The sequence below is a fragment of the Pantoea sp. Ap-967 genome, from assembly GCF_011752565.1.
Lineage (GTDB): Bacteria > Pseudomonadota > Gammaproteobacteria > Pseudomonadales > Pseudomonadaceae > Aquipseudomonas.
On sequence record NZ_VWXK01000013.1, the window covers coordinates 16,670 to 40,406 of the forward strand.

Here is a 23,737-nt window from a genome sequence, read left to right on the forward strand (position 1 = left end):
TCAAAAAACTCTGAATCATTGCCCAGGGCGGGGAGTCGACCAGAAGTACCCCATTACCGGAGAGCCGCCATGTCACGAACAGACGAGCACAAGCCCTACACCCCAACCGAGATCGACGACACCGAAGACCGCATGGGCAGCGTCCATGAACTGGACTTCAACGAGCGCCCCGAGGGGCGCATCGGCGATGAGCGCCCAGCTGAAGAGGTGGCCCGGGAGTTTCCAGCCAAACGGGTGGCCGAAAGCGGCATGACCGGTGGCGAGGCACTGAGCGACAGCCTGCATGAGGATGGCGTAACCGATGATGACCTGAGCCCGGACACGCTGCTGGACGAAACCGGTGCGCGCGACCCGCATGAACCGGGCGGCGTGGGCCCATCGGACCAAACCCTGCGCCATGTCGATGCCGAGGAGATAGGCGGTGGCATTGGCCTGGACGAGGCAGAGCTGGCGCGCTCGGCGCCGTTGGATGGCGAACCGTGGACCGATGATGTGGTCAATGACGATGAAGGCAAGGCGCCTGCCAGGCCTGCGGCTGATTAACATTGCTGCCAACTTTGGAGGCGAGCATGGCCAGACACATCATCCATTTCACCGGCCCGATCAACTCATCTACCTGCGGCAACCTGATCAACACCTGTTCGCGTGCGATGCAGCAGGGGGCCGAGGAGATTCAGCTGAACATCGCCACCATGGGCGGGGAGTGCAGCTACGGGTTCACCCTGTACAACTTCCTGCGCTCGCTGCCGGTGCCCGTGCACACCCACAACCTCGGCACCGTGGAGTCGATGGGCAATATCCTGTTCCTGGCCGGCGAACACCGCACGGCGTGCAGCCACAGCAAGTTTCTGTTCCACCCGTTTCACTGGACGCTGCATGGATCGGTGGACCATGCGCGGATGGCCGAGTATGCGATGAGCCTGGACTATGACTTGCGGTTGTATGCGCAGATTGTGGCGCAGCGCACCGAAGGGAGTACAGATGTACTCGATGTGCCGCGCTACCTGATGGCGTACCCACGGATACTGGGGCCTGAGGAAGCGTTGGCGAGCGGGATGATTCATGCCATCGACGAGATGCCCGTGCCGGCGGAGGCGCAACAGTGGAGTGTGCATGCGTGATGAGGTTGGTAGGAGCGAGCGTAGCTCGCGATGGGGCGCGCAGCGGCCCCGGGTTCTCACGCAGAACGGCTTTGCAGCTTGTATCGTCGGGGCTGCTTTGCAGCCCATCGCGAGCTGCGCTCGCTCCTACACGTGCAGCGCCAGGCAGGTGCGTAGTCACCTGCAGCGCCAGGCAGGTGGGTAGTCACGTGTAGCGCCAGGCAAGTGCAGGGTCAGGGTCAGTAAGGTATCGACCCGCTCAGCGATTCGATGGCCTCGACCAGTTCGTCATAGCCCACGGGCTTGTTCAGGTGCCGATCGAAGCCAGACTGGCGCGACTTGTACTGGTCGGCACTGGCGCCGTAGCCGGTGAGGGCGATGGCTGGGGTGTAGCGCAGGTGCGCATGGCCACGCAGGGCTTTTATCAAGGCGTGACCATCCATCACGGGCATGCCGATGTCTGACAGGATCACGTCGTACTCGCCGGCAGCGGCGGCTTCCAGCGCCCTGATCGGGTCACTGAAGGCGGCGACCTCGGCGCTCTCCATCTCCAGCAACTGCTGCATCACCTCCAGCACCTCCACCGAGTCATCCACCAGCAACACCCGTGTACCCTGCAGGCGCCCGTCGCTTTCGGGCAGTGTCGCTTCGGCCTGCGGGTTCCTACCTGGGTCGCACAGGGGCAGCCGTACGGTAAACGTGCAGCCCTGGCCAAGCCCTGGGGAGCTGGCCTCGACGCTGCCACCGTGGGCTTCGGCCAGCTGGCGTACCAGCGACAGGCCGATACCCAGCCCCTCGTGCGTCGGGTTGGCCGCTGCTGGCGCGGCCTGGCTGAACAGGTCGAAGATATGCTCCAGGCTTTCAGGGCCAAGGCCCACGCCCTGGTCGATCACCTGCAGGCAGGCCTGCCCCTCACGGTGGTGCAACTGCAGGCGAATCTCGCTACCCACCGGGCTGAACTTCAATGCATTGTTCAGCAAGTTCCAGATAATCTGCTCAAGGCGCGTGACATCACCTTCGATCATCAGCGGTTGGCCGTCATCGGGCAGTTCCAGGTTCACCGTGCAACCGTGCTGCTCGCTCAGGATCACGCCATGAATACCCTGCAAGATGGCGCACAGGTCCACAGGTTCCGTCTTGAGCTTGAGCTTGCCGGTGCGGATGCGCGCCACGTCCAGCAGGTCGTCGATGATCCGCGCCTGGCTGGACACCGCCTCGCAAATGGTGCCCACCGCTTTGCTGGCAACGCCCAGGCCCTTGATCGAGGGCAGGCGGCGAAGGATTTCGGCATTGAGCTGAATCAGGTTGAGCGGGTGCTTGAGTTCGTGGGACATGACGGCGAAGAACTCGTCCTTCATGTGGCTGCTGCTCTGCGATTCGGCCAGTTGCTGGCTTAACCGCTCCTCGCCCTGGCGCACGCGCTCTTCGGCGGCGTGGCCTTTGCTGATGTCGATGAAGGTCAGCACCGTGCCGTCGATTTTCTGTTCGCTGGAGCGGTAGGGCAGCAGCCTGGCCAGGAACCAGTGGCCGCCCAGGCCGCCGATCTCGCGCTCGATGATGCTTTCGCCCTTGGCCACGGCGCGGGCATCGTCGGCCAGGGCCGGGTAGTCGAGGCGGTGGGTGATGTCGAGCAGCGAGCGGCCGGTATCGACCGGCAGCATGTTGAACAAGTCGGTGGCACGTGGGGTGAACCAACGGATACGCAGGTTGCGGTCGACGAACACCGTGGCGATGTCGGTGGACGCAATCAGGTTGCTCAGGTAGTCGTTGACCTTGTCGGTTTCCTCGACCTTGTTCTTGAGCTCGTAGTTGACCGTCAGCAGCTCTTCGTTGATCGACTGCAGCTCTTCCTTGCTGGTTTCAAGCTCCTCGCTGGCCGAGCGCAGTTCTTCGTTGATGGCCTGCATTTCCTCGTTGGAAGCGGTCAGTTCCTCGCTGGAAACCTCCGACTGCTCGATGGTTTCCTGCAGCTGCAGGCGGGTGCGCTGCAGTTCGCGTTCCAGGTTGTGCAGGACCATGCTGTCGGTCTGGCGAATGACTCCGGGCAACGGTAGCGACGGGTCCGGTGCGCGCAGCTCGAACACCACCAGCAGGCATTCGCTGTTGCCCGCTTCGTCCTGGTACGGCTGCACGGTGATTTCCACCTGCTGGGTGTGCTCGCCGTCTACCAGGTCAACCGGCCTTGAGGTTACCGCGTCAACGCCCTGGCGCGCCTGGAACAACGTGCTGCGCAGGGCCAGGCGCAAGGTCGGCAGCACCAGGTTGAGCAGGCTACGGCTCGGCTCGCCGCTGGCCAACTGCAGGAAACGGCCAATGCCTTCGCTCATGTGCAGGATATTGCCGTCACCATCGACGATCAGGCTGGGCGGCGTGCGCAGGGCCAGGGCACGGTGGTGCATGTCGGCATAGGACGGCTTGCGCCCCGGCTTGGCCTTGGCGGGTACGCCCTGGGCGACGTTGGCAAGGTCGGCCCCTGGCAATTGCCGGCCAGAGCGGCGCCCGGCGGGGTTCGTGTCACGGGCGCGGAAGATGCGGTTGCGCTTGTCCACCGGGGTGAACAGTTCGCCCGCCACGTCGGCCGACTCGGACGAGCCAAGGAACAGATAGCCGCCACTGCGCAGGGAAAAGTGGAACATCTGCAGGATGTCGCGCTGCACTTCGCGGTCGAGGTAAATCAGCAGGTTGCGGCAGACGATCAGGTCGATTTGCGAGAACGGTGGGTCGGAAAGCAGGTTGTGGCGGGCAAACAGCACCTTCTCGCGCACTTCCTTGCGTACCCGGTAATGCTGGTCTTCCTTGATGAAGAACTGGCGCAAACGGGTGGGCGGCACGTCGGTGACGATGGCTTCGGGGTAGGACCCGGCGCGGGCAATGCCGATGGCGCGTTGGTCGAGGTCGGTGGCGAACACCTGCACCTTGCTCGAACGCTGCTCCAGGGCCATTTGCTCGCACACCAGCATCGCCAGGCTGTAGGCCTCTTCACCCGTGGAGCAGCCGGCCGACCAGACGCGGACCTCGTTGCTGGCGCTTTCCTCGCTGACCAATTGCGGCAGCACATGGCGCTCCAGTGCCTCGAAGGCCTCGCGGTCGCGGAAGAAATTGGTCACGCCGATCAGCATGTCGCCCAGCAATGCGTTGGCTTCTGCGGCGTTCTGTTCCAGGTAACGCAGGTAGCCGACCAGGTCGGTTTGCCCGGTGACGTGCAGGCGGCGCTCGATACGGCGCAACACCGTGGCACGTTTGTAGTGCTGGAAGTCGTGGCCGGTGGCGCTGCGCAGGTTGAGCAGGATCTCTTCGAGCAGCGGCTCCGACGCCTGGGGGTTACCGGCGCGGGTGCCAAGCGGCGGCGGCAGGGTGTCGTCCTCGATTTCCGGCAGCTTTACCTGGCGAGCGGTGCGCCACAGCTCCAGCAGCTTCTGCGGCATTTCCGCGGCGGGCAGCACCAGGTCGACCATGCCGGTTTCGATGGCGGCGCGGGGCATGCTGTCGTATTGCGCATCGTCCGGGGTTTGCACCAGGGTGACGCCGCCTTGTTCCTTGATGCGCGAGAGGCCCACGGCACCGTCGGCACCGGTGCCTGACAGCACCACACAGAAGGCGTGGTCCTTGTGCACGTCGGCCAGGTCACGGAAGAACAGGTCGATGGCCACATGGTCGCCACGGCGGCGGTTGGCCGGGGTAACCCGCAGGTAGCCGTCGTTGGTGGACAGGCGGTTGGCCGGGGATATCACATAGACATGGTTGCGCTCGATCGGTACTGGCGAAGTGACCTGGCGCACCGGCATCGAAGTGGTTTCCTGGATGATCCGGTCGGCCACGCTCTGGTGGTCGGGCGACAGGTGCAGCACCACCACGAAGGCCATGCCGCAATCGCCGGGCATCTGCTGGAAGAAGGTACGGATGGCCTCCAGCCCGCCCGCCGAGGCGCCGATGCCGACCACCGGGAAGTCCAGGTGGCTTGGGCTTAGCGCAGGGTTGTGCGGCGATGCGGGTTGCTCGGGGGTCGAGGTCATGGCGAAGCCTTGTGCAGACCGGAAATTTCAGCCCGTTGACGCATCGCCGGGCGCGTGGAAAGCGATTATAGGCCGTTCGTCGGCTCTGCCGCGAGGTGGAGCTGGCGAAGCGCCTTTGCGTTGTGACCTTGGTGGCCTGGGAAAAGTGCCGTCGGCGTATGCAGCGCGCAAACTTTTACCCTGGCGGTGTTTCGTGCCACCGGTCAGCCGTTTGCAATCGAATTGAGCAGATCGGCCCGTTGCCTGTTCGGAACTAAGGCATGGCACCGTTCCATGCGCCCAACCCATCCATTACGCAAGGAGAAAGGACATGGCGGGTGATCAACAACGGACCAGCCAACGCGGCGGCACCAAGGAAACCAACCCGGGCAACTTCGCCAACGACCGTGAGCGGGCTTCGCGCGCAGGCCACAAGGGCGGCCAGGCGTCCGGCGGCAATTTCGCCAACGACCGGCAGCGGGCCTCCGAAGCCGGGCGCAAGGGTGGCCAGAATAGCCACGGTGGCGGGCGGCAGCCTCAGCATCAGCAATAGCTGTGGTGGGAGCAACTCGCAAACATCTGATTTCAAAGAGAACCCTGTAGGAGCGGGCTTGACCCGGGAAGCAGGCGGCGCGGTGTATGGCACCGGCTGCGCCGGTGTTCGCGGGGCAAGCCCGCTCCTACACTCCCACGGGGCATTGAAAGGCCAATTATTTTGAATCTTTCGGGCACGGCATCACTCAATGCAAAGGTCATCCATGGAGAAAAGGAGGGCTGTGTGATGCCGAGTCCCCAGCTGTACATTATCGATTACCTGCTGCACGGCGAGCCGCGCAGTTTCATTATTCGCCTTGAGAAAATCGATAACGCCGAGGCTTGGCACTGGGCCAGTTGCGATGCGGGTATAGGGATCATTCCCAAATTCGGGCGGGAGAAAATCAAGAAGGTGAGCAGGCCCATGGCCGAGCGCTATGGGATAACCGGCGTGAGTTGGCGGCTGTCCGGCGCCAAGCCGAACCAACCGGTGAGTGACAAGACGATTCCAGGCTGACGCCTGCTTTGGCGGGTCAGGTGCCTGTGTACTTGACCGCTGCCGCCGTGCGCGAGGTCACGTTCAGCGCCTTGAGCAGCGACGACACATGAATGCGCACGGTGAACGGCGAAATATCCAGCGCCTTGGCAATTTCCTTGTTGGTCTTGCCCTGGGCAATCAAACGCAGCACCTCGTATTGGCGATGGGTAAGCTGCTCCAGTTCCGTTTCGCTGCCCAGGCTCGGCGCCAGCCCGGCCGGGGTATAACGCACCAACACTTCACCTTCGCGGATGGCCAGGATCGCCGTGCCGACCTCGTCCGGGGCGATGCTCTTGCCAATGAAACCGTCGACACCACAGGCCATCACGTGCTCGATCAAGGCGGGGTCGTCGACCATCGACACGATGATCAGTGTGGTACGGCGCAACTGCTGGCGCAGTTCGGCCAGGCGCTCGATGCTGTCGAGCCCTGGAAAGCGCAAATCCAGCACCAGTGTGTCCGGCGCCTCGCCCTCACGGGCCAAGGCCAGCACTTGCTGCAGGTCACCGGCTTCTTCCAGTTGCGCTTGCGGCATTACCCGCTGCACGGTACGGACCATCGCTTCCCTGAACAATGGATGGTCGTCCGCCACGATGATGCGGCACGTCACGTACTGACACTCCCTGAGGACCCTGGCTCTGCTGAGCATGTTAATTTAGCAGGCGCAAACCTGCGCCGTCGCGCCAGGATGGCCGTAATGCGACCCCGTGCACAAGGATGAGTACCATGGAATACAACAAGAACAACGAATTGGACCAAGCCAACCTGCGGGTTATCGTCGCTTCGATTGCCTTGGTCTATATCACCGTGCTGGGCTTTTTGCCTGGGCATTCGCTGCACAACTACCTGCCGGTGATTTACTACATCATTACCTTCATCACCCTGTCGATCGGCCTGCGCCAAGCCATTGCCCGCTGGCCCGGGCATTACCCATGGCGCCGGGTGCTGGGCATCGTGCACGACTACACCGGCACCTGCTTCGGCCTGGTGCTTGGCGGCGAGGCGGCGCTGCCGTTGTATGCGGTGATGGTGTGGGTGAACCTGGGCAACGGCATGCGCTTTGGCACCCGCTACCTGGCCATCGCCACGGTGCTGGCGCTGACCGCCCTGGTGGCGGTGTACCAGCTCAACCCGTACTGGCAGGCCAACCCGTTCATGGTGTTGATGCTGCTGACCACCAGTACGGTGATCCCGTTCTATGCCCATATGCTGCTCGAACGCACGCGCCAGGCCTCTGAGCGGGCGATGGTCGCTACCCAGGAGAAGTCGCGCTTCCTGGCCCAGGCCAGCCATGACTTGCGCCAACCAATCCACTCCATCGGCCTGTTCACCGCGTGCCTGCGCGAAGCGCCCTTGGCGGAGCAGGAGCGGCGGCTGGTAGACAGCATCGACCGCTCGCTGCTCAACGTCTCCCAACTGTTCCGCTCGATTCTCGACCTGTACACGTTGGACAACGGGCAGGTGCAACCGAAATACGAGGTCTTTTCGTTGCACGACTTCCTCGGTGAACTGTTGCGCCAGAATGCCGAAGCCGCGCGCTGGGCTGGGGTGGAGGTTCGCTTGCATCCCAGCCGCCACTGGACCCGCGCCGACCGCGGCATGTTGGCGACCATGGTGCAGAACCTGTTGTCCAACTGCTTCAAGTACGCCAGCCACAGGCCGTTGCTGATCGGCATACGGCGCCGGGGCGATGGCCTGGCCATCGAAATCTACGACCAGGGCCGTGGTATTGCCGAGGAGCATTGGGGCTTGGTGTTCGACGAGTTCTACCGGGTGCGCCAGGTGCGTGACAAGGACGTCGAGGGGGTGGGCCTGGGGCTGTCGATCGTCAAACGCCTGGGCGGCCTGATGGGCCTGGCGGTGACATTGCGCTCGCGCCTGGGCCACGGCACGGCGGTGAGCCTGCAGGGCCTGCCGCGCCTGGCGCCGCAGCCGGCCACCCGCAGCCATGAGCAGCAGGCGCTGCAGGGTGCGATGCTGAGCGGTTTGCGGGTGTGCCTGGTGGAAGATGACCACAACGTGCTGCGCGCAACCTCGGCGCTGTTGCAACGCTGGGGCTGCGAGGTGGAGGCCCATGGCTCGCCGCTGGGGTTGGCCAGCCAGTGCGACGTGATCGTCGCCGACTACGACCTGGGGCAGGACGCCACGGGCGTCGACTGCATCGACAGCCTGCGGGCGCAGCGGGGCTGGGAAGTACCGGCATTGATCATGACCGGGCATGACCTTGAGAAGATCCAGGCGATGGTACATGGGCGCAGTATCGCCATCCTGTCCAAGCCGGTGCGGCCGGCAGAGTTGCGGGCGGCCCTGCGGGCCTTGCGAGAGGAGCCGGCGGCGCCGGTGCTGGAGCGCGGCGCCTGAGGCAACGGCGGGGGTTATTGCAGGATGATTGCCTGGCCTTCCTTGAGGCAGGACGGGGTGGGCTGGTAGAGGCCCATGCTACCGACCGCGACAATGGCGCCGCTTGGCATCTGGCAGTTGTACTCGCCTTTGGCGGTGGTGGCGGTGTAGTAGGTGATGGTGCTGTCACTGCGCACGTTGGCGACCTTGCTGACCGGCGTGTTGAGGGCGAACTCGGCACGCTCCTTCAGGGTTTGCTCGGAGGGCTTGATGGTCTGGCAGCCGGCGACGGTGAACAGGGCGGCGGCGCACAGCAGGAGTTTGGCGGGTTTCATGGTGGGGGGCTTCCTTGGCGTTGTGGGGTGTGGCGGATGGCCGCACTATAGCGCCGGGGGCGGGATTGGGCAGTAGGGCGGATGTACGAGGTGGCCATGTGCCTTTAGTGTGCCTGTGGGGGCCCTATCGCGACCTTTGGTCGCTCCTACAGGGGCGTGGGATCCCTGTAGGAGCGACCAGAGGTCGCGATGAAGCCCGCACAGGCCTCAGCCTTTTTTTCAACACCAAGGTCAGGATGTCATAGCTGGCCACCAGCTCACCCAGCTGGTTGGTCACCTCCACATCCCATGCCACCACTCCCTGTGGCTGCCCCAGCGGGCTGGTCCTGCCCTGGTCGATCTTGCGTTTGCAGGTCAGCCGCGCCTGGATGGTGTCACCGATGCCCACCGGGTTGATGAAGCGCAAGGTATCGAGCCCATAGTTGGCCAATACCGGCCCTTCGCCCGGCGAAACGAACAGCCCGGCGGCAGCCGACAGCACGAAGTAACCGTGGGCGATGCGCTTGCCGAACTGCGAGGCCTTGGCTGCGATCTCGTCGAAATGCATGTAGAAGTGGTCGCCCGACAGGCAGCCAAAGTTGACCAGGTCGGCTTCGGTCACGGTACGGCGGTGGGTGAGCAGCGATTCGCCGATGCGCAGTTCGTCGAAATAGCGGCGGAACGGGTGCACCTCGGTTTCGATCACCTCGGCGCCACGCACATACTCGCCGGTCACGGCACTGAGCATGCTTGGCGAGCCCTGCACGGCAGCGCGTTGCAGGTAGTGCTTGACGGCGCGCAGGCCGCCCAGCTCCTCGCCACCTCCGGCGCGGCCCGGGCCGCCGTGCTTGAGCTGCGGCAATGGCGAGCCATGGCCGGTGGACTCCTTCGCCGCCTCGCTGTCGAGCACCAGCAGGCGGCCATGCCAGGCGGCTGCCACGGGAATGGCCTTGGCCGCCACGGCGCGGTCAGCCGTTACCAGCGACGCCACCAGGCTGCCTTTGCCACGTGCCGCAAGGGCCAGGGCTTCGTCCAGGTCGTGGTAGGCCATCAGCGTGCTGACCGGGCCGAACGCCTCGATATCGTGGGCGCCACCGTCTGCATGGGGGTCGCGGGCCTGGAGCAAGGTGGGCGCGAAGAAGGCGCCCTCGGCAACGCCCTCGCCGCGCGGGGCAAAGCCGTCGCTGGCGCCGAACAGTTGGTCGCAGCTTTGCAGCAGGGCGCGCACGCGCTCGCCCACGTCACGCTGCTGGTCGTGAGAGGCCAGGGCGCCCATGCGCACGCCTTCGAGCGACGGGTCGCCCACCACCACCTTGGCCAGGCGCTCACGCAGGCCGCTGGCAACGGCGTCCAGGTGCTTGGCCGGCACGATGGCGCGGCGGATGGCGGTGCATTTCTGCCCGGCCTTGGTGGTCATTTCACGCACCACTTCCTTGAGGTAGAGCTCGAACTCCTCGCTGCCTGGGTTCACGTCAGGGCCAAGAATGGCGCAGTTGAGCGAGTCGGCTTCGGCGGTAAACGGTACCGAATGGCGGATCAGGTTGGGCGTGACGCGCAGTTTGGCGGCGGTATCGGCAGAACCTGTGAACGTCACCACGTCCTGGCCCTGCAATCGGTCGAGCAGGTCGCCGGTGCTACCGATCACCAACTGCAGGCTGCCTGCGGGCAGCAAGCCGGATGCATGCATCAGGCGCACCACGGCTTCGGTCAGGTAGCTGGTGGCGGTTGCCGGCTTGACGATGCAAGGCATGCCGGCCAGGAAGGTGGGGGCGAATTTTTCCAGCATGCCCCAGATCGGGAAGTTGAAGGCGTTGATGTGCACCGCAACACCGGCACGCGGCACCAGGATGTGACTGCCGGCGAAATGCCCCTGCTTGCCCAGTGGGATCGCCGGGCCTTCATGTACCAGGTTGCCCGAGGGCAGTTCGCGGCTGCCAATGCCGGCATAGCTGAACAGCGTGGCATTGCCGCCTTCGATGTCGATCCAGCTGTCGGCGCGGGTGGCGCCGCTGTGGTGGGACAGGGCGTAGAGCTGTTCCTTGTGTTCGGCCAGGTACAGGGCCAGGGCCTTGAGGCGCTGGGCGCGTTGCTGGAAGTCCATAGCCATCAGTTCGGCCAGGCCATGGGCACGGGCGAAGTCCACGGCTTCGGCGAAGTCCGGGCGCTCTTCGTGGCTGTAGGCCAGGACATGGCCGTCCAGGGCGCTGCGCAGGGCCTGGGCGCCGTGCTGGCCGATCCAGCGGCCGGCGATGAAACTCTGCAGGGTTGGGGCGTCAGACATGCTGTTCTCCTCGAAGTCGAAAGGGCGCGGTTACCACAGCGCCAGGGTGTAGCCGATGATCAGGCGGTTTTCGTCCAGGGCGTTGGTCAGGCCATTGCCGGAACGGAAGGTGACGTTGCGCCAGCGCAGGCTCACGTCCTTGAACGGGCCGCTCTGGATGACGTAGGTCAGGTCGGTGTCGCGCTCGCGTTCACGGCCGTTGCTGAGCGTGGCGGTTTCGGCGTGACGGCCGTCGGTGTAGCGGGTCATGAAGCTCAGGCCGGGGATGCCCATGGCCACGAAGTCGTAGTCGTAGCGCACTTGCCAGGAGTCGAGCCCGGCGCGGGTGAAGGTGTTGTAGGTCACCAGGTTGACGCTGAACGGGTCGCCGCCGTTGACGAACGGGAAGGCGCTGTCACCGGACATCTGCTGCCAGGCCAAGGTGAATTTGTGGGCGCGTACGCCCAGGGTGAACATGGCGTTGAAGTTGCGGTTGTCGATGTTGCCGGCGCGTTCGGCGCCGTCGTTGCGGCTGTCGAAATAGCGCAGGTCGCTGCGCAGGCTCAGGCCCTCGCCCAGCGGGCGGGTGTCGACCAGGCCGACGAACTGCTGGCGGTAGATGTCCTGCAGCTTGGCGTAGTAGTAGCTGACGCTGGTCTGTGGGCTGAGTGCATAGCTGCCGCCGGCGAAGTCGAGGTGGTCGCTGCTGGCCGCGCCGTAGCCGATGTCGTCGCGCCCGGACGAATCGCGCAGGTTGGCCTGGGTCAGGCGCCCGGCGTTGACGGTGAGCCCGGTGATGTCCTGGCTGGTCAGCAGGCCGCCCTGGAAGGTCGAGGCCAGCAGGCGGGTGTCGTTGTACACCACCACCGGCAGAATCGGCTGCAAGGTGCCGACCCGCAAGGTGGTCTTGGACACGCGAACTTTACCGGTCAGGCCCAGCTCGCTGTAGTCGTCGACGGGCTCATGGCTGTTGGGGCCGAATGGCAGGAGGCCGGTGTTGCGCCGGTCGCGGCTGGAATCGAGCTTGACCCCCAACTGGCCCATGGCATCCACGCCGAACCCCACTGGCCCCTCGGTGAAGCCCGATTCCAGCTTGGCGGTGAAGCCCTGGGCCCACTCTTCGGCCTTGGATTGGGGCGCGTTGCTCTGGCGGAAGTCGCGGTTGATGTAATGGTTGCGCAGCTCAAGCCGTGCGTGGCTGTCGCCGATGAAGTCCGCCAGGGCCGGCAGGGGCAAGGCGAGGGTGGCCAGGCAGGCGGCCGATTTCAGGTGTGTACGGTTCATTGTTGTTATACCCGACATGGTGAGGTTCAGTGCTTGCTGGCGCCAGCAGCGCCGATTCCGGTCATGGAGCGGATGAACTGGGCCAGGTAACGCCCGCGCTCCTGGGCGGCGCGCTCGGAGCCGTCAGTGACCGAGAAGGCCCAGGCGCCCAGGAAGGCCAGGCTCATGGAGAACAGGGCAGGGTTGCTGTAGGGGAACAGCGCGGTTTCGTGGTGCAGCACGTTCACCCATACCGCCGGGCCCAGCACCACCAGCACGATCGCCGACAGCAGCCCGGCCATGCTGCCGCACACCGCGCCACGGGTGGTCAGGCCCTTCCAGAACATCGAGAGCAACAACACCGGGAAGTTGACCGAGGCCGCCACCGCCAGCACCAGGCCGGAGAGGAAGGCGATGTTCTGCGATTCGAACACCAGGCCCAGCACCACCGCGAGCATGCCGATCACCAGGGTGGCAATACGCGACACGCGCATTTCCTCCTGCTCGGTCGCCTGGCCCTTGCGTACCACGCAGGCATACAGGTCGTGGGACACGGCGGATGCACCCGACAGCGCCAGGCCCGCCACCACGGCGAGGATGGTGGCGAAGGCCACGGCGCTGATGAAGCCCAGGAACAGGTTGCCGCCGACCGCCTGGGCCAGGTGCACGGCGACCATGTTGCCGCCGCCAATGATGGCGCCGCTGGCGTCACGGTAAGCCGGTTCGGTGCCGACCATGACGATGGCGCCAAAGCCGATCACGATCAGCAGCAGGTAGAAGTAGCCAATGAATCCGGTGGCGTAGAACACGCTCTTGCGCGCTTCCTTGGCATCGCTGACGGTGAAGAAGCGCATCAGGATATGCGGCAGGCCTGCGGTGCCGAACATCATGCCCAGGCCCAGCGAGATGGCATCCACCGGGTTCGACAGCAAGCCTCCTGGGGCCATGATCGCCTGGCCCTTGGCGTGCACGGCCACGGCATTGGCGAACATCGCCTCGGTGCTGAAGCCGAAGTGCCTGAGCACCATGAAGGCCATGAAGCTGGTGCCCGAAAGCAGCATCACCGCCTTGATGATCTGCACCCAGGTGGTGGCGAGCATGCCGCCGAAGGTGACGTAGGCGACCATCAGCACGCCCACCAGCACCACGGCGTACAGGTAGCTGATGCCGAACAGCAGCTCGATCAGCTTGCCCGCCCCAACCATCTGTGCCACCAGGTACATCAGCGCCACGGCCAGGGTGCCGAACGCCGAGCTCAGGCGCACCGGGGTTTGCGCCAGGCGGTACGAAACCACATCGGCAAAGGTGTACTTGCCCAGGTTGCGCAGGCGCTCGGCGATCAGGAACAGGATGATTGGCCAACCGGCCAGTACACCCAGGGCGTACAGCAGGCCGTCGTAGCCATTCATGAACATCATGGCGGAGATGCCCAGGAAGGAGGCGGCGCTGATCATGTCGCCCGCAATCGCCAGGCCGTTCTGCATGCCGGTGAGGCCGCCGCCGGCGGTGTAGAAGTCGCTGGCCGAGCGGGTGCGCAGGGCGGCCCAGCGGGTCACCAGCAGGGTGAAGCAGACGAACACCATGAACATCGAAATGGCAGTCCAGTTCATGCTGCGCACTCCTGCTTGACCTTGTCGTTGAGCGGGTCGAGCACGTTGTTGGCGCGGTGCACGTAGATGCCGGTGAGGGCGAAGGACAGCAGTACCATGAGCACGCCGACCAGCATGCCAACGGTGGTGACGCCGCCGCTCAGGGACTGGCCCAAGGTGCTGGGGGAGAAGGCCACCAGCAGGACGAAGCCGTAGTAGATCAGCAGCATGGCCAGGGTAAGGCTGCCGTTGAGGCGGCGTTTGCGCCGCACCAGGTGCTGGAAGTCGGGGTGGTTGGCGATGCTTTCGATGTGTTCGGGGGTCATGGCAAGCGATCTCTTGTGTTTTGTAGTTGTTTTCTTGAGGTCACGCGGTTGTTGCTGGGGGCCTCTTCGCGGGGCAAGCCCGCTCCTACACGAACCGGCTTGCCCCGCGAACGCTGGCGACGCGGTCTACAGCTGGTCGAAGTCGAGCACCACCTTGTCGCTGACCGGGTAGGTCTGGCACGACAGCACGTACCCGGCCGCCACTTCGTAGTCCTCCAGCGCGTGGTTGCTGTCCATCTCCACCTCGCCTTCGATCACCCGGCACTTGCAGGTCGAGCACACCCCGGCCTTGCACGAATAGGGCAGTTCGGCGCCGATGGCGTTGCCGGCATCGAGGATGTTCTGGCTGTTGCGTGGCAGGTCGAAGCTCAGTGCCCGCCCGTCGCTGATTACCGTGATATGGCTGAGCGCTGCATCGGTTTGGCGCGCGGCCTCCCGGGCCTCGCGACGGGCTTCGCTGCCGGTGGCGGCGAACAGCTCGAAATGGATGCGCTCGCGGGCCATGCCATTGGCCTGCAGGCTGTGGCGCACGGTTTCGGTCATGGCCTGCGGGCCACAGATGAACGCAGCGTCCAGGCTGGCCACGTCCATCCAGCGGGCGAACAACTGGCCGCATTTGTCGGCGTCGATGCGGCCGTTGTAGAGGTCCACGTCCTGTTGTTCACGGCTGAACACGAAAATCAGGTTGAGGCGGTCGAGGTAGCGGTTCTTCAAATCTTCGAGCTTGTCGCGAAACAGCGCGCCGGAACTGGAGCGGTTGCCGTAGAGCAAGGTAAAGCGGCTGTGCGGCTCGCTGGCCAAGGTGGTGGCGATGATCGACAGGATCGGCGTGATGCCGCTGCCGGCCGCCACACCCAAATAGTGGCCCTGGCGCGCTGGGTCCAGCGGGACGAAGAAACTGCCGGCCGGTGGCATCACCTCCAATTGCTGGCCGGCCTTGAGCACGTCGTTGGCAAAGGCCGAGAAGCGCCCGCCGGGCACGCGCTTGACGGCAACACGCAGTTCGCCGTCCTGCACCGCGCTGCAGATGGAATAGGAACGGCGCACTTCCTCGTCATCCAGTTGAGTGCGCAGCACCAGGTATTGGCCCTGGGTGAAACGGAAGGCGCTCTGTAGGTGAGCCGGCACGTCGAAGGCGATCGACACCGCATCGCGGGTTTCATGGCGCACTTGCTTGATGGTCAGGCTGTGAAACTGGCTCATGGTGATCTCCACGGCTCAAATGCATTTGAAATAATCGAACGGCTCCAGGCACTCGCGGCAGCGGTAAAGCGCCTTGCAGGCCGTGGAGCCGAACTGGCTGAGCAGTTCGGTGTGGGTGCTGGCGCACTGTGGGCAGCACACCTGGGGGGCATCGCCCTGCAGGCTGCGCTTGCTGGCGCTGCCCTGGGGTGGAGCGATGCCATAGGCGCGCAGGCGGTCGCGGCCCTGGGCGCTGATCCAATCCGTGCTCCAGGCCGGGGTGAGGCGGCGCTCCAGGGCTGGCGCGGGGAAGCCGGCCTGCTCCAGGGCCTGGCGGATATCGCCCTCGATCACCTCGGTGGCGGGGCAACCGGAGTAGGTTGGCGTCACCACCAGGTGCAAGTGCCCTGCACGCCAGCCCAGCTCGCGGACGATGCCCAGGTCCACCACGCTGACCACCGGCACTTCCGGGTCCATCACCTGGCCCAGCACCGCCCAGGCCCGGGCCAGGTCGTCGCCCTGCAGCGCCCGGGCACCGCGGTCGCCGGCAATCAGCTCACCAGGTTGCATCGGGGTAGGCCCTTGGCAGGAATTGCATTTCGGCCAGCAGCAGGCCCAGGTGTTCGCTGTGCACGCCCTGGCGACCGCTGAGGTAGAAGTGGCTGGCGGCCTTGGGCAGCGGCAGCTCGACCGACTCGAACGTTGCGCTTACCTGCTTGAGCCAGGCGGCGCCGACGATGGCCGGGTTGGCACCTATGCCGGCTTCGGCCAGGCGCACTTCGTTGTCGCTGCCGCTGGTGAGTTCCACGGTGAAACGCCACAAAAGCGGGATGGCGGCGAGCATGCGCTGGCGGCTTTGCTCGGTACCACCGCCCAGGCGTTGCACCCACTCGCTGGAACGGCGCAGGTGGTAGGTGACTTCCTTCAGGGCCTTGGCGGCGATGCCGGCGATGCGTTCGTCAGCCGATTCGGCCAGCTGTTGCAGCACCGCATGGTGCCAGGCGTCGTAGAAGAACTGCTTGGTCATGGTCACGGCGTAGTCGCCATTGGGCTGCTCGACCAACAGCAGGTTGCGGTAGGCCCGCTCGTCGCGGCGAAACGCCAGGGCATCGGCGTCGCGGCCGTCGTCGAGCAATTCGGCGGCGTAGTCCAGCCAGTTGCGGGCCTGGCCGACCAGGTCGAGGCCAACGTTCATCAGGGCCAGCTCTTCTTCCAGGGCTGGCGCGTGGCCACACCACTCGCACAGGCGCTGGCCCTGGACCAGGGCGCTGTCGCCGAGCAGCAGCAAATACGGAATCAGGTCGTGCTTGTTCATGGCCTGCCTCACATGTGCCCGACTTCGTCGGGCAGTTCGTAGAAGCTGGCGTGGCGGTAGACCTTGTCGTCCGAGGGGGCGAACAGGGGGTCTTTCTCGTCCGGCGAGGAGGCGCTGATCAGGGCCGAGGGTACCACCCACAGGCTGACGCCTTCGCTGCGGCGGGTGTACAGCTCGCGGGCATTCTCGATGGCCATGGCGGCGTCGGCGGCATGCACGCTGCCGACATGCTTGTGGTTCAGGCCGTGCTTGCTGCGCACGAACACTTCGTAGAGGGTCCAGACAGACATTTTCGCTCTCCGCATCAATCGCCGCTCAGGCGGCGTTTTTGTTCTGTTGCTTGCGTGCATAGGCCACGGCGGCTTCGCGCACCCAGGCGCCACCTTCGATGGCCTGGCGCCGGGTGGCGACGCGCTCCTGGTTGCACGGGCCGTTGCCCTTGATGACTTCGTAGAACTCGTCCCACTGGATGTCGCCGAAGTCGTAATGACCGCGCTCGGCGTTCCACTTCAAGTCCGGGTCGGGGGCGGTGCAGCCGAGCAGTTCGAGCTGCGGCACGGTCTGGTCGATGAAGCGCTGGCGCAGTTCGTCGTTGGTCTGGCGCTTGATTTTCCAGGCCATCGACTGGGCGCTGTTGGGGGAATGCTCGTCGCTTGGGCCGAACATCATCAGCGCTGGCCACCACAGGCGGTTGATGGCGTCCTGAACCATGTCCTTCTGGGCTTGGGTGCCCTCGCGCATCATGGTCAGCAGCAGTTCGTAGCCCTGGCGCTGGTGGAAGCTCTCTTCCTTGCAGATGCGCACCATGGCGCGGGAGTAGGGGCCGTAGGAGGTACGTTGCAGCACCACCTGGTTGACGATGGCGGCACCGTCGACCAACCAGCCCACCGCGCCCATGTCGGCCCAGCTCAGGGTGGGGTAGTTGAAGATGCTCGAATACTTGGCCTTGCCGTTGTGCAGCTTGGCGATTTCCTCGTCGCGGTCGGCGCCGAGGGTTTCCATGGCGCTGTACAGGTACAGGCCGTGGCCGGCTTCGTCCTGGATCTTGGCCATCAATTGCAGCTTGCGCTTGAGGCTGGGGGCGCGGGTGACCCAGTTGCCTTCGGGGAGCATGCCGACGATTTCCGAGTGGGCGTGCTGGGAGATTTGCCGGATCAGGGTTTGGCGGTAGGCCTCGGGCATCCAGTTCTTGGCTTCGATCTTGATTTCGGCGTCGATCTTTTCCTGGAAGTGGCGTTCCTCGGCGGACATTTCCTCCAGGGCTTTGACGCGCTTGACTCCGGTTTCCACTAGCTGTGCGTACATGTTCTGACTCCTGCTAAGGCATGAGTCATTTGTAAGCGATACAAAACATAACGTCAAACGGTTTTATGTGTATCGAATGTGATTTGTGTATCGGATTGGGGTGGAGCATGTTCGGCGTGGGAGGGTTGGCGCCTGTGAGATCGAGCGCCGCGCAGGCGGCGCTCGGTCGTATAGGCGCCATACATCCCGCGCCAAACACCCAAAAAAAAGCCCCGGACCATGCCGGGGCTCCTACACCTGCGCCCTGTCAGCCAGCCAACCGCTTGTCAAACACATGGCAAGCCTTGCCCTCTGAGCGCTTGAGCGTGCCACACGGCTGCAGCCGCACCTGTGTACTGATGCCGATGTAGGTCTTGATCTGCCGGGTCAATTCCCCCGTCAGCAACTTGCGCTGCCCCTCGTCCAGCGCCTGGCACTCGGCACGCAGTTCCACATGCACTTCAACGCTGTCCAGGTTGCCATTGCGATACAAATGAATCTCATACATCTCTGAAAGCTGTTTTATTTTAAGCACCTGCTCCTCGATCTGGGTCGGGAACACATTCACCCCACGGATAATCAGCATGTCGTCACTGCGCCCGGTGATCTTGCCAATGCGCCGCATGGGCCGCGCGGTGCCGGGCAGCAGGCGGGTGAGGTCGCGGGTGCGGTAGCGCACCATCGGCAGCGCCTCCTTGCTCAGCGAGGTGAACACCAGCTCGCCCAACTGGCCGTCAGGCAGCACCTGGCCGGTGACCGGGTCGATGATCTCGGGGTAGAAATGGTCTTCCCAGATGGTGGGGCCATCCTTGGTTTCGATGCACTCCATGGCCACCCCCGGCCCCATGATCTCCGACAGGCCATAGATATCCAGGGCATCGATGCCCAGGCGCTGTTCGATGGAGCGGCGCAGTTCATCCGTCCAGGGCTCGGCGCCGAAAATACCCAGGCGCAGCTTGAGGTCCTGTGGGTCGATGCCCTGGCGCTCGATCTCGTCGGCAAGGTTGAGCATGTAGGAGGGCGTGACCATGATGATGTCAGGCTGGAAATCGCGAATCAGCTGCACCTGCTTCTCGGTCTGGCCACCGGACATGGGGATCACCGTACAACCCAGCCGTTCAGCGCCGTAGTGCGCGCCCAGGCCGCCAGTAAACAGGCCATAGCCATAGGACACGTGCACCTTGTCGCCCTTGCGCCCGCCGGCGGCGCGGATCGAACGGGCCACCACGTTGGCCCAGGTGTCGATGTCGTTCTGGGTGTAGCCCACCACGGTCGGCTTGCCCGTGGTGCCGCTGGACGCGTGCAAGCGCACCACCTCCTGCTGGGGCACGGCGAACATGCCGTAGGGGTAGTTGTCGCGCAGGTCGTTCTTGCCGGTGAAGGGGAACTTGGCCAGGTCATCCAGGGACTTCAGGTCGCCGGGGTGGGCGCCGCAGTCGTCGAAGCGTTTGCGGTACAGCGGCACGTTGGCGTAGGCGTGGTTGAGACTCCAACGCAGGCGTTCCAGCTGGTGCTGGCGCAGGGCGTCGATACTTGCGGTTTCCATCGGGTCCAGCAGGGCACGATCGGCATCATGGTACATATTCATGGCTTCACTCGAATTGTTCTTGTACGTCGGCTGCCCGAGGCTCAGGCCGCTTACCGTGAGTGTCATGGGCGCAGCATAACCGGCTGCGCGTTGTTCAGTCACAAGCCTTTGGTCAGAGGCGCTCGATGACCATGGCAATGCCCTGGCCGACACCGATGCACATGGTGCACAGGGCGTAGCGGCCAGCGCCTTGCTCAAGCTGGTGCAACGCGGTGGTGACCAGGCGTGCACCGCTCATGCCCAAGGGATGGCCCAGGGCGATGGCGCCGCCGTTGGGGTTTACCCGCGGGTCATCGTCGGCCAGGCCCAGCTCGCGCAGCACGGCCAGGCCCTGGGCGGCAAACGCCTCGTTCAGCTCGATGACATCCATGTCGGCCAGGGACAGGCCGGTGAGCGCCAGCACCTTGCGCGTCGCTGGCACCGGGCCGATACCCATGATGCGCGGCTCAACCCCCGCCACCGCCATGCCGACGATTCGGCCACGGGCCTTTAGGCCATGACGCTGGGCGGCTGCACGGCTGGCCAGCAGCAGGGCGCAGGCGCCGTCGTTGACCCCGGAGGCATTGCCCGCGGTGACGCTGCCGCCCTGGCGAAACGGCGTGCCCAGCTTGGCCAGTTGTTCAAGGGTGGTGTCGGCCCGCGGGTGTTCATCCTGGTCCACCTGAACAGGAGGGCCCTTGCGCTGGGGGATAGCCACCGGCACGATTTCCCGCGCCAGGCGCCCACTGGCCTGGGCCGCCGCAGCCTTGTGCTGGCTGCGCAGGGCGAAGGCATCTTGGTCGGCACGGGAAATTTTGAACTGTTCGGCGACGTTCTCGGCTGTTTCCGGCATGGAATCGATGCCGTACTCGGCCTGCATGCGTGGATTGACGAAACGCCAGCCAATGGTGGTGTCGTACAACTCGGCGCTGCGGCCAAAGGCCTGTTCCGACTTGCCCATCACAAACGGCGCGCGCGACATCGACTCGACGCCGCCGGCCAGCATCAGCCCAGCCTCACCACAGTGCAGGGCACGCGCAGCGTTGCCGATGGCATCCAGCCCGGAGCCGCACAGGCGGTTGAGGGTGGTGCCTGGGACGGTGATCGGCAACCCGGCGAGCAGGCTGGCCATGCGTGCGACGTTGCGGTTGTCTTCGCCGGCCTGGTTGGCGCAGCCGAGGATCACATCGTCGATGGCCGGCCAATCCATTTCCGGGTGGCGCTCGATCAGGGCCTTGATCGGCACCGCCGCCAGGTCGTCGGCGCGGACACGGCTCAGGGCGCCGCCGTAACGGCCGATCGGGGTGCGCACGGCGTCGATGATCAGGGCATCGAGGGGCGTGTGTTCAGTCATCTGCGTTCTCCTGCGCGAGCACCGTGCCGCGCACTTGGTAGGATTTGCCGTGGAACAGGGCGATCAGCTCGCCGTGCTGGTTTTCGATGCGCACGTCATACAGGCCGGTGCGGCCCTTGCGGCTGAGCTCGACGGCGCGTGCGGTCAGCAGGTCGCCGCACTGCGCCGGGGCGACATAGTCGATGCTGCAGCCCTGGGCGACCGTGGCCTTGTCGTAGCTGTTGCAGGCAAAGGCAAAGGCCGAGTCGGCGAGGGCGAACAGGAAGCCGCCATGGCAGGTGCCGTGGCCCTGCAGCATGTCGGCGCGTACCGGCATGCACAGGCTGGCGCGGCCGGGGCCGGCGTCCAGCAGGCGTATGCCCAGGGCACGGCTGGCCTGGTCGCGGCTGAACAAGGCGTCGGCGCAGGCCTGGGCCAGGGAGTCGGGGGCAAGTTGCAGGTCAGTCATGCAGGCGGGCTCCTTGGGCGACGCTGCGGCGCAGCATCAGGGAAGGGCGGTAGCGGCTTTCGCCGTAACTGCGTTGCAGGTTTTCCAGCACACGCAGGGTGTAGCCGACACCCATCTGCTCGGCCCAGGCCAGCGGGCCTTGCGGGTAATTGACCCCGGCGCACATGGCCAGGTCGATGTCACCCGCGCTGGCCACGCCTTGCAGCACGGCATCGGCGGCCTCGTTGGCGAGCATGGCGACAGTGCGCAGCACCACCAGGCCTGGCAGGTCGGTGAGGCCGCTGACGTTCAGGCCTGCCTGGCGCAACAGCGCCACGGCCTGGTCGAGGGCTTCACCCGTGGTGTCGGCGGACCAGCTGATGGCAATGCGCGATGCGGCCTGGTAGTCCAGGGCAAGGTCCACCAGTACCAGGTTGCGCAGGCCGTCTTCGCGCGCCCGCTGGCTGGCCATGCGGCCATCGGACAGCGCCAGGGTGGCCTCGCCTACGCGGATCAGGCCCGTGCCTGCACGTTCGGTGACGCTCAACCCACGGTCGCGCAACCGGGTTATCAATGGCTGCATCACACCCAGCTGGCCTTCGACCACGCAGCCATCGACCTTGGCTTGGCTGTGCAACGCCAGCGCCTGTGGGCATTCGGCACCGTCGGCATAGCAATAGAAGCCTTGCCCGCTCTTGCGCCCAAGTCGGCCGGCATCCACCAGTTCTTTCTGCACCAGCGACGGCTGGAAACGGAAGTCACCGTGGAAGGCGTCGAAGACTGAACAAGTCACGGCATAGTTGACGTCATGGCCGATCAGGTCGGTAAGTTCGAAGGCCCCCATGCGAAACCCGCCTGCATCGCGCAGCAGCGCATCGAGCGTTGCGCAATCGGCAGCGCCTTCCTGCAGCAGGCGCAGGCTTTCGGCATAGAACGGGCGGGCCACACGGTTGACGATGAAGCCTGGCGTGGAGCGCGCATGCACCGGCTGCTTGCCCCAGGCCTTGGCGGTTTCATAAAGCGTGGTGGCGATTTCGGGGGGCGTGGCAAGGCCGGAGACGACTTCTACCAGGGCCATCAGCGGTGCGGGGTTGAAGAAATGCATGCCCACCACCTGCTGCGGGCGCTGCAGGCCGGCCGCCAGGCTGGTGATCGACAACGACGAGGTGTTGCTGGCCAGGATGCACGCCGGGGCGCACAGGCTTTCAAGCTGGCGCAGCAGCGCCTGCTTGATTTGCAGGTTCTCGACGATGGCCTCGATCACCAGTTGCGCATCGGCCAGTGCCTCGATGGCGTCCACGGGCTGCAGGCGGGCGCTGATGGCTTCACGGTCGGCAGGCTGCAACTTGCCTTTCTCGACCAGGCGCTGCAATTGGCGGTCGATTCCTGCCACGGCCTGGGCCGCAGCGCCAGGGCGGTTGTCGTAGAGCTTCACCGGGTGGCCGGCCTGGGCCGCCACCTGGGCGATACCTGCGCCCATGGCGCCGGCGCCGATCACCGCGACCTGGGCGGTGCTGTGCAGTGCGTGCATGCTCAACGCCCCTTGAATTCGGCTGTACGTTTGTTCATGAAGGCGCTGACGCCTTCACGGTAATCCTCGCTGCGCCCGGCCAGGCGTTGCAGGTCGCGCTCCAGTTCCAGTTGCTGGTCGAAACTGTTGTCGAAGCTGGCATTGAGGCTGCGCTTGATCAGGGCCAGGCCATAGGTGGGCTGGGCCGCCAGGTGGCGGGCGAGGCTGAGGGCTTCATCGCGCAGCGCGGCATCGTCGACCACCCGGTGGATCAGGCCCCAGCGCTCGGCCTGCTCGGCGCCAAGCCGTTCACCCAGCATCGCCAGCGCCTTGGCCCGCGCCATGCCAACCAGCCGTGGCAGCAGCCAGGTGCCGCCGGAATCGGGCACCAGGCCGATCTTGCAGAACGCCTGGATAAAGCTGGCCGAGCGGGCAGCCAGCACCAGATCGCAGGCCAGCGGGATATTCGCCCCGGCACCGGCGGCCACGCCATTGACGGCGCAGATCACCGGCAGCGGCAGGTCGCGCAGGGTGCGCACCAGGGGGTTGTAGAATTTCTCGATCGACTCGCCGAGGTCTGGCATGGCTGCGCCGGGTGCCACATTGCGGTCGGAAAGGTCCTGGCCTGCGCAGAAACCACGGCCCTCGGCGGTCAGCAACAACACCCGCACGTCGCTGTTCTGGCGCACCTGGCGCAGGGCATCGCGCACCTCCAGGTGCATCTGGGTATTGAAGCTGTTCAGTTGTTCGGGGCGGTTCAGCGAGAGGAGGGCGACGCCGTTCTCGATGGAAAACAGGATGTGTTGGAAAGCCATGGCGGACTCGCACGATCGGACGATGGG

General features: G+C 64.9%; 21 protein-coding genes and 1 pseudogene. 5 read left to right on the forward strand and 17 right to left on the reverse strand.

Going from position 1 to position 23,737, the window contains the following annotated elements:
* The first annotated feature begins 69 nt into the window (after nucleotides 1-69).
* Nucleotides 70-543 (forward strand): phosphotransferase system, HPr-related protein, encoded by a 474-nt coding sequence (locus tag F3J45_RS15425; protein WP_167064077.1) that lies wholly within the window; start codon nucleotides 70-72, stop codon nucleotides 541-543.
* A 26-nt stretch (nucleotides 544-569) separates the two neighbouring features.
* Nucleotides 570-1,121 (forward strand): ATP-dependent Clp protease proteolytic subunit, encoded by a 552-nt coding sequence (locus F3J45_RS15430; RefSeq protein ID WP_167064080.1) that lies wholly within the window; start codon nucleotides 570-572, stop codon nucleotides 1,119-1,121.
* Between the two features lie 218 nt (nucleotides 1,122-1,339).
* Here F3J45_RS15430 and F3J45_RS15435 read toward each other — a convergent pair whose 3' ends face one another.
* Complete coding sequence (locus F3J45_RS15435; RefSeq protein WP_167064083.1) at nucleotides 1,340-5,113, reverse strand: CheR family methyltransferase; 3,774 nt, start codon at nucleotides 5,111-5,113, stop codon at nucleotides 1,340-1,342.
* Between the two features lie 310 nt (nucleotides 5,114-5,423).
* Between F3J45_RS15435 and F3J45_RS15440 the strand changes: the two genes are divergently transcribed.
* A complete protein-coding gene (locus F3J45_RS15440) occupies nucleotides 5,424-5,645 on the forward strand; it encodes a general stress protein (protein ID WP_167064086.1) in 222 nt (73 codons plus the stop codon).
* Between the two features lie 228 nt (nucleotides 5,646-5,873).
* Nucleotides 5,874-6,143, forward strand: coding sequence for a DUF6555 family protein (locus tag F3J45_RS15445; RefSeq protein WP_167064089.1), 270 nt, complete (start codon nucleotides 5,874-5,876; stop codon nucleotides 6,141-6,143).
* Between the two features lie 16 nt (nucleotides 6,144-6,159).
* On the opposite strand, the gene F3J45_RS15450 is transcribed toward F3J45_RS15445, so the two are convergent.
* Entirely contained in the window at nucleotides 6,160-6,774 is a 615-nt protein-coding gene (locus F3J45_RS15450; RefSeq protein ID WP_167064092.1) for a response regulator transcription factor, read from the reverse strand.
* A 116-nt stretch (nucleotides 6,775-6,890) separates the two neighbouring features.
* On the opposite strand from F3J45_RS15450, the gene F3J45_RS15455 reads away from it, so the two are divergent.
* A complete protein-coding gene (locus tag F3J45_RS15455) occupies nucleotides 6,891-8,525 on the forward strand; it encodes a hybrid sensor histidine kinase/response regulator (RefSeq protein ID WP_167064095.1) in 1,635 nt (544 codons plus the stop codon).
* Nucleotides 8,526-8,539: 14 nt separating this feature from the next.
* Here F3J45_RS15455 and F3J45_RS15460 read toward each other — a convergent pair whose 3' ends face one another.
* The 15 genes and pseudogenes from F3J45_RS15460 to paaG form a co-directional block, all read right to left on the reverse strand.
* Complete coding sequence (locus F3J45_RS15460; RefSeq protein WP_167064099.1) at nucleotides 8,540-8,839, reverse strand: hypothetical protein; 300 nt, start codon at nucleotides 8,837-8,839, stop codon at nucleotides 8,540-8,542.
* Nucleotides 8,840-8,963: 124 nt separating this feature from the next.
* Entirely contained in the window at nucleotides 8,964-11,099 is a 2,136-nt protein-coding gene (gene paaZ / locus F3J45_RS15465) for a phenylacetic acid degradation bifunctional protein PaaZ (protein WP_205300535.1), read from the reverse strand.
* Between the two features lie 30 nt (nucleotides 11,100-11,129).
* On the reverse strand, nucleotides 11,130-12,362 hold the full coding sequence (locus tag F3J45_RS15470; RefSeq protein WP_167064102.1) for an OprD family porin: 1,233 nt from the start codon (nucleotides 12,360-12,362) through the stop codon (nucleotides 11,130-11,132).
* A gap of 26 nt (nucleotides 12,363-12,388) precedes the next feature.
* A pseudogene (locus F3J45_RS15475) lies at nucleotides 12,389-13,948 on the reverse strand (cation acetate symporter); the annotation flags it as partial.
* Nucleotides 13,948-14,256: a DUF485 domain-containing protein gene (locus tag F3J45_RS15480; RefSeq protein WP_167064107.1), complete on the reverse strand. Its 309-nt coding sequence runs from the start codon at nucleotides 14,254-14,256 to the stop codon at nucleotides 13,948-13,950. The gene F3J45_RS15480 and the pseudogene F3J45_RS15475, both read right to left, overlap by 1 nt.
* A 126-nt stretch (nucleotides 14,257-14,382) precedes the next feature.
* The gene (gene paaE / locus F3J45_RS15485; protein WP_167064110.1) at nucleotides 14,383-15,459 is read right to left on the reverse strand and encodes a 1,2-phenylacetyl-CoA epoxidase subunit PaaE; all 1,077 of its coding nucleotides are present in this window, start codon (nucleotides 15,457-15,459) and stop codon (nucleotides 14,383-14,385) included.
* Nucleotides 15,460-15,474: 15 nt separating this feature from the next.
* On the reverse strand, nucleotides 15,475-16,008 hold the full coding sequence (gene paaD, locus F3J45_RS15490; RefSeq protein WP_167064113.1) for a 1,2-phenylacetyl-CoA epoxidase subunit PaaD: 534 nt from the start codon (nucleotides 16,006-16,008) through the stop codon (nucleotides 15,475-15,477).
* Complete coding sequence (gene paaC / locus F3J45_RS15495) at nucleotides 15,995-16,753, reverse strand: 1,2-phenylacetyl-CoA epoxidase subunit PaaC (RefSeq protein ID WP_167064116.1); 759 nt, start codon at nucleotides 16,751-16,753, stop codon at nucleotides 15,995-15,997. Before paaC ends, paaD begins: the two co-directional genes overlap by 14 nt.
* Before the next feature lie 8 nt (nucleotides 16,754-16,761).
* A complete protein-coding gene (paaB, locus tag F3J45_RS15500; protein ID WP_167064119.1) occupies nucleotides 16,762-17,043 on the reverse strand; it encodes a 1,2-phenylacetyl-CoA epoxidase subunit PaaB in 282 nt (93 codons plus the stop codon).
* 25 nt (nucleotides 17,044-17,068) lie between these two features.
* On the reverse strand, nucleotides 17,069-18,004 hold the full coding sequence (gene paaA, locus F3J45_RS15505) for a 1,2-phenylacetyl-CoA epoxidase subunit PaaA (RefSeq protein WP_240158468.1): 936 nt from the start codon (nucleotides 18,002-18,004) through the stop codon (nucleotides 17,069-17,071).
* 301 nt (nucleotides 18,005-18,305) lie between these two features.
* Nucleotides 18,306-19,625: a phenylacetate--CoA ligase PaaK gene (gene paaK / locus F3J45_RS15510; protein WP_167064124.1), complete on the reverse strand. Its 1,320-nt coding sequence runs from the start codon at nucleotides 19,623-19,625 to the stop codon at nucleotides 18,306-18,308.
* Between the two features lie 112 nt (nucleotides 19,626-19,737).
* The gene (pcaF, locus tag F3J45_RS15515; protein ID WP_167064127.1) at nucleotides 19,738-20,958 is read right to left on the reverse strand and encodes a 3-oxoadipyl-CoA thiolase; all 1,221 of its coding nucleotides are present in this window, start codon (nucleotides 20,956-20,958) and stop codon (nucleotides 19,738-19,740) included.
* Nucleotides 20,951-21,406, reverse strand: coding sequence for a hydroxyphenylacetyl-CoA thioesterase PaaI (paaI, locus tag F3J45_RS15520; RefSeq protein WP_167064130.1), 456 nt, complete (start codon nucleotides 21,404-21,406; stop codon nucleotides 20,951-20,953). The genes pcaF and paaI overlap by 8 nt, the downstream gene beginning before the upstream one ends.
* Nucleotides 21,399-22,916 carry a 3-hydroxyacyl-CoA dehydrogenase PaaH gene (gene paaH, locus F3J45_RS15525; protein WP_167064133.1) on the reverse strand — a complete coding sequence of 506 codons (1,518 nt, stop codon included), beginning with the start codon at nucleotides 22,914-22,916 and terminating at the stop codon, nucleotides 21,399-21,401. The genes paaI and paaH overlap by 8 nt, the downstream gene beginning before the upstream one ends.
* 2 nt (nucleotides 22,917-22,918) lie before the next feature.
* Nucleotides 22,919-23,710 carry a 2-(1,2-epoxy-1,2-dihydrophenyl)acetyl-CoA isomerase PaaG gene (paaG, locus tag F3J45_RS15530; protein WP_167064136.1) on the reverse strand — a complete coding sequence of 264 codons (792 nt, stop codon included), beginning with the start codon at nucleotides 23,708-23,710 and terminating at the stop codon, nucleotides 22,919-22,921.
* Nucleotides 23,711-23,737 lie beyond the last annotated feature (27 nt).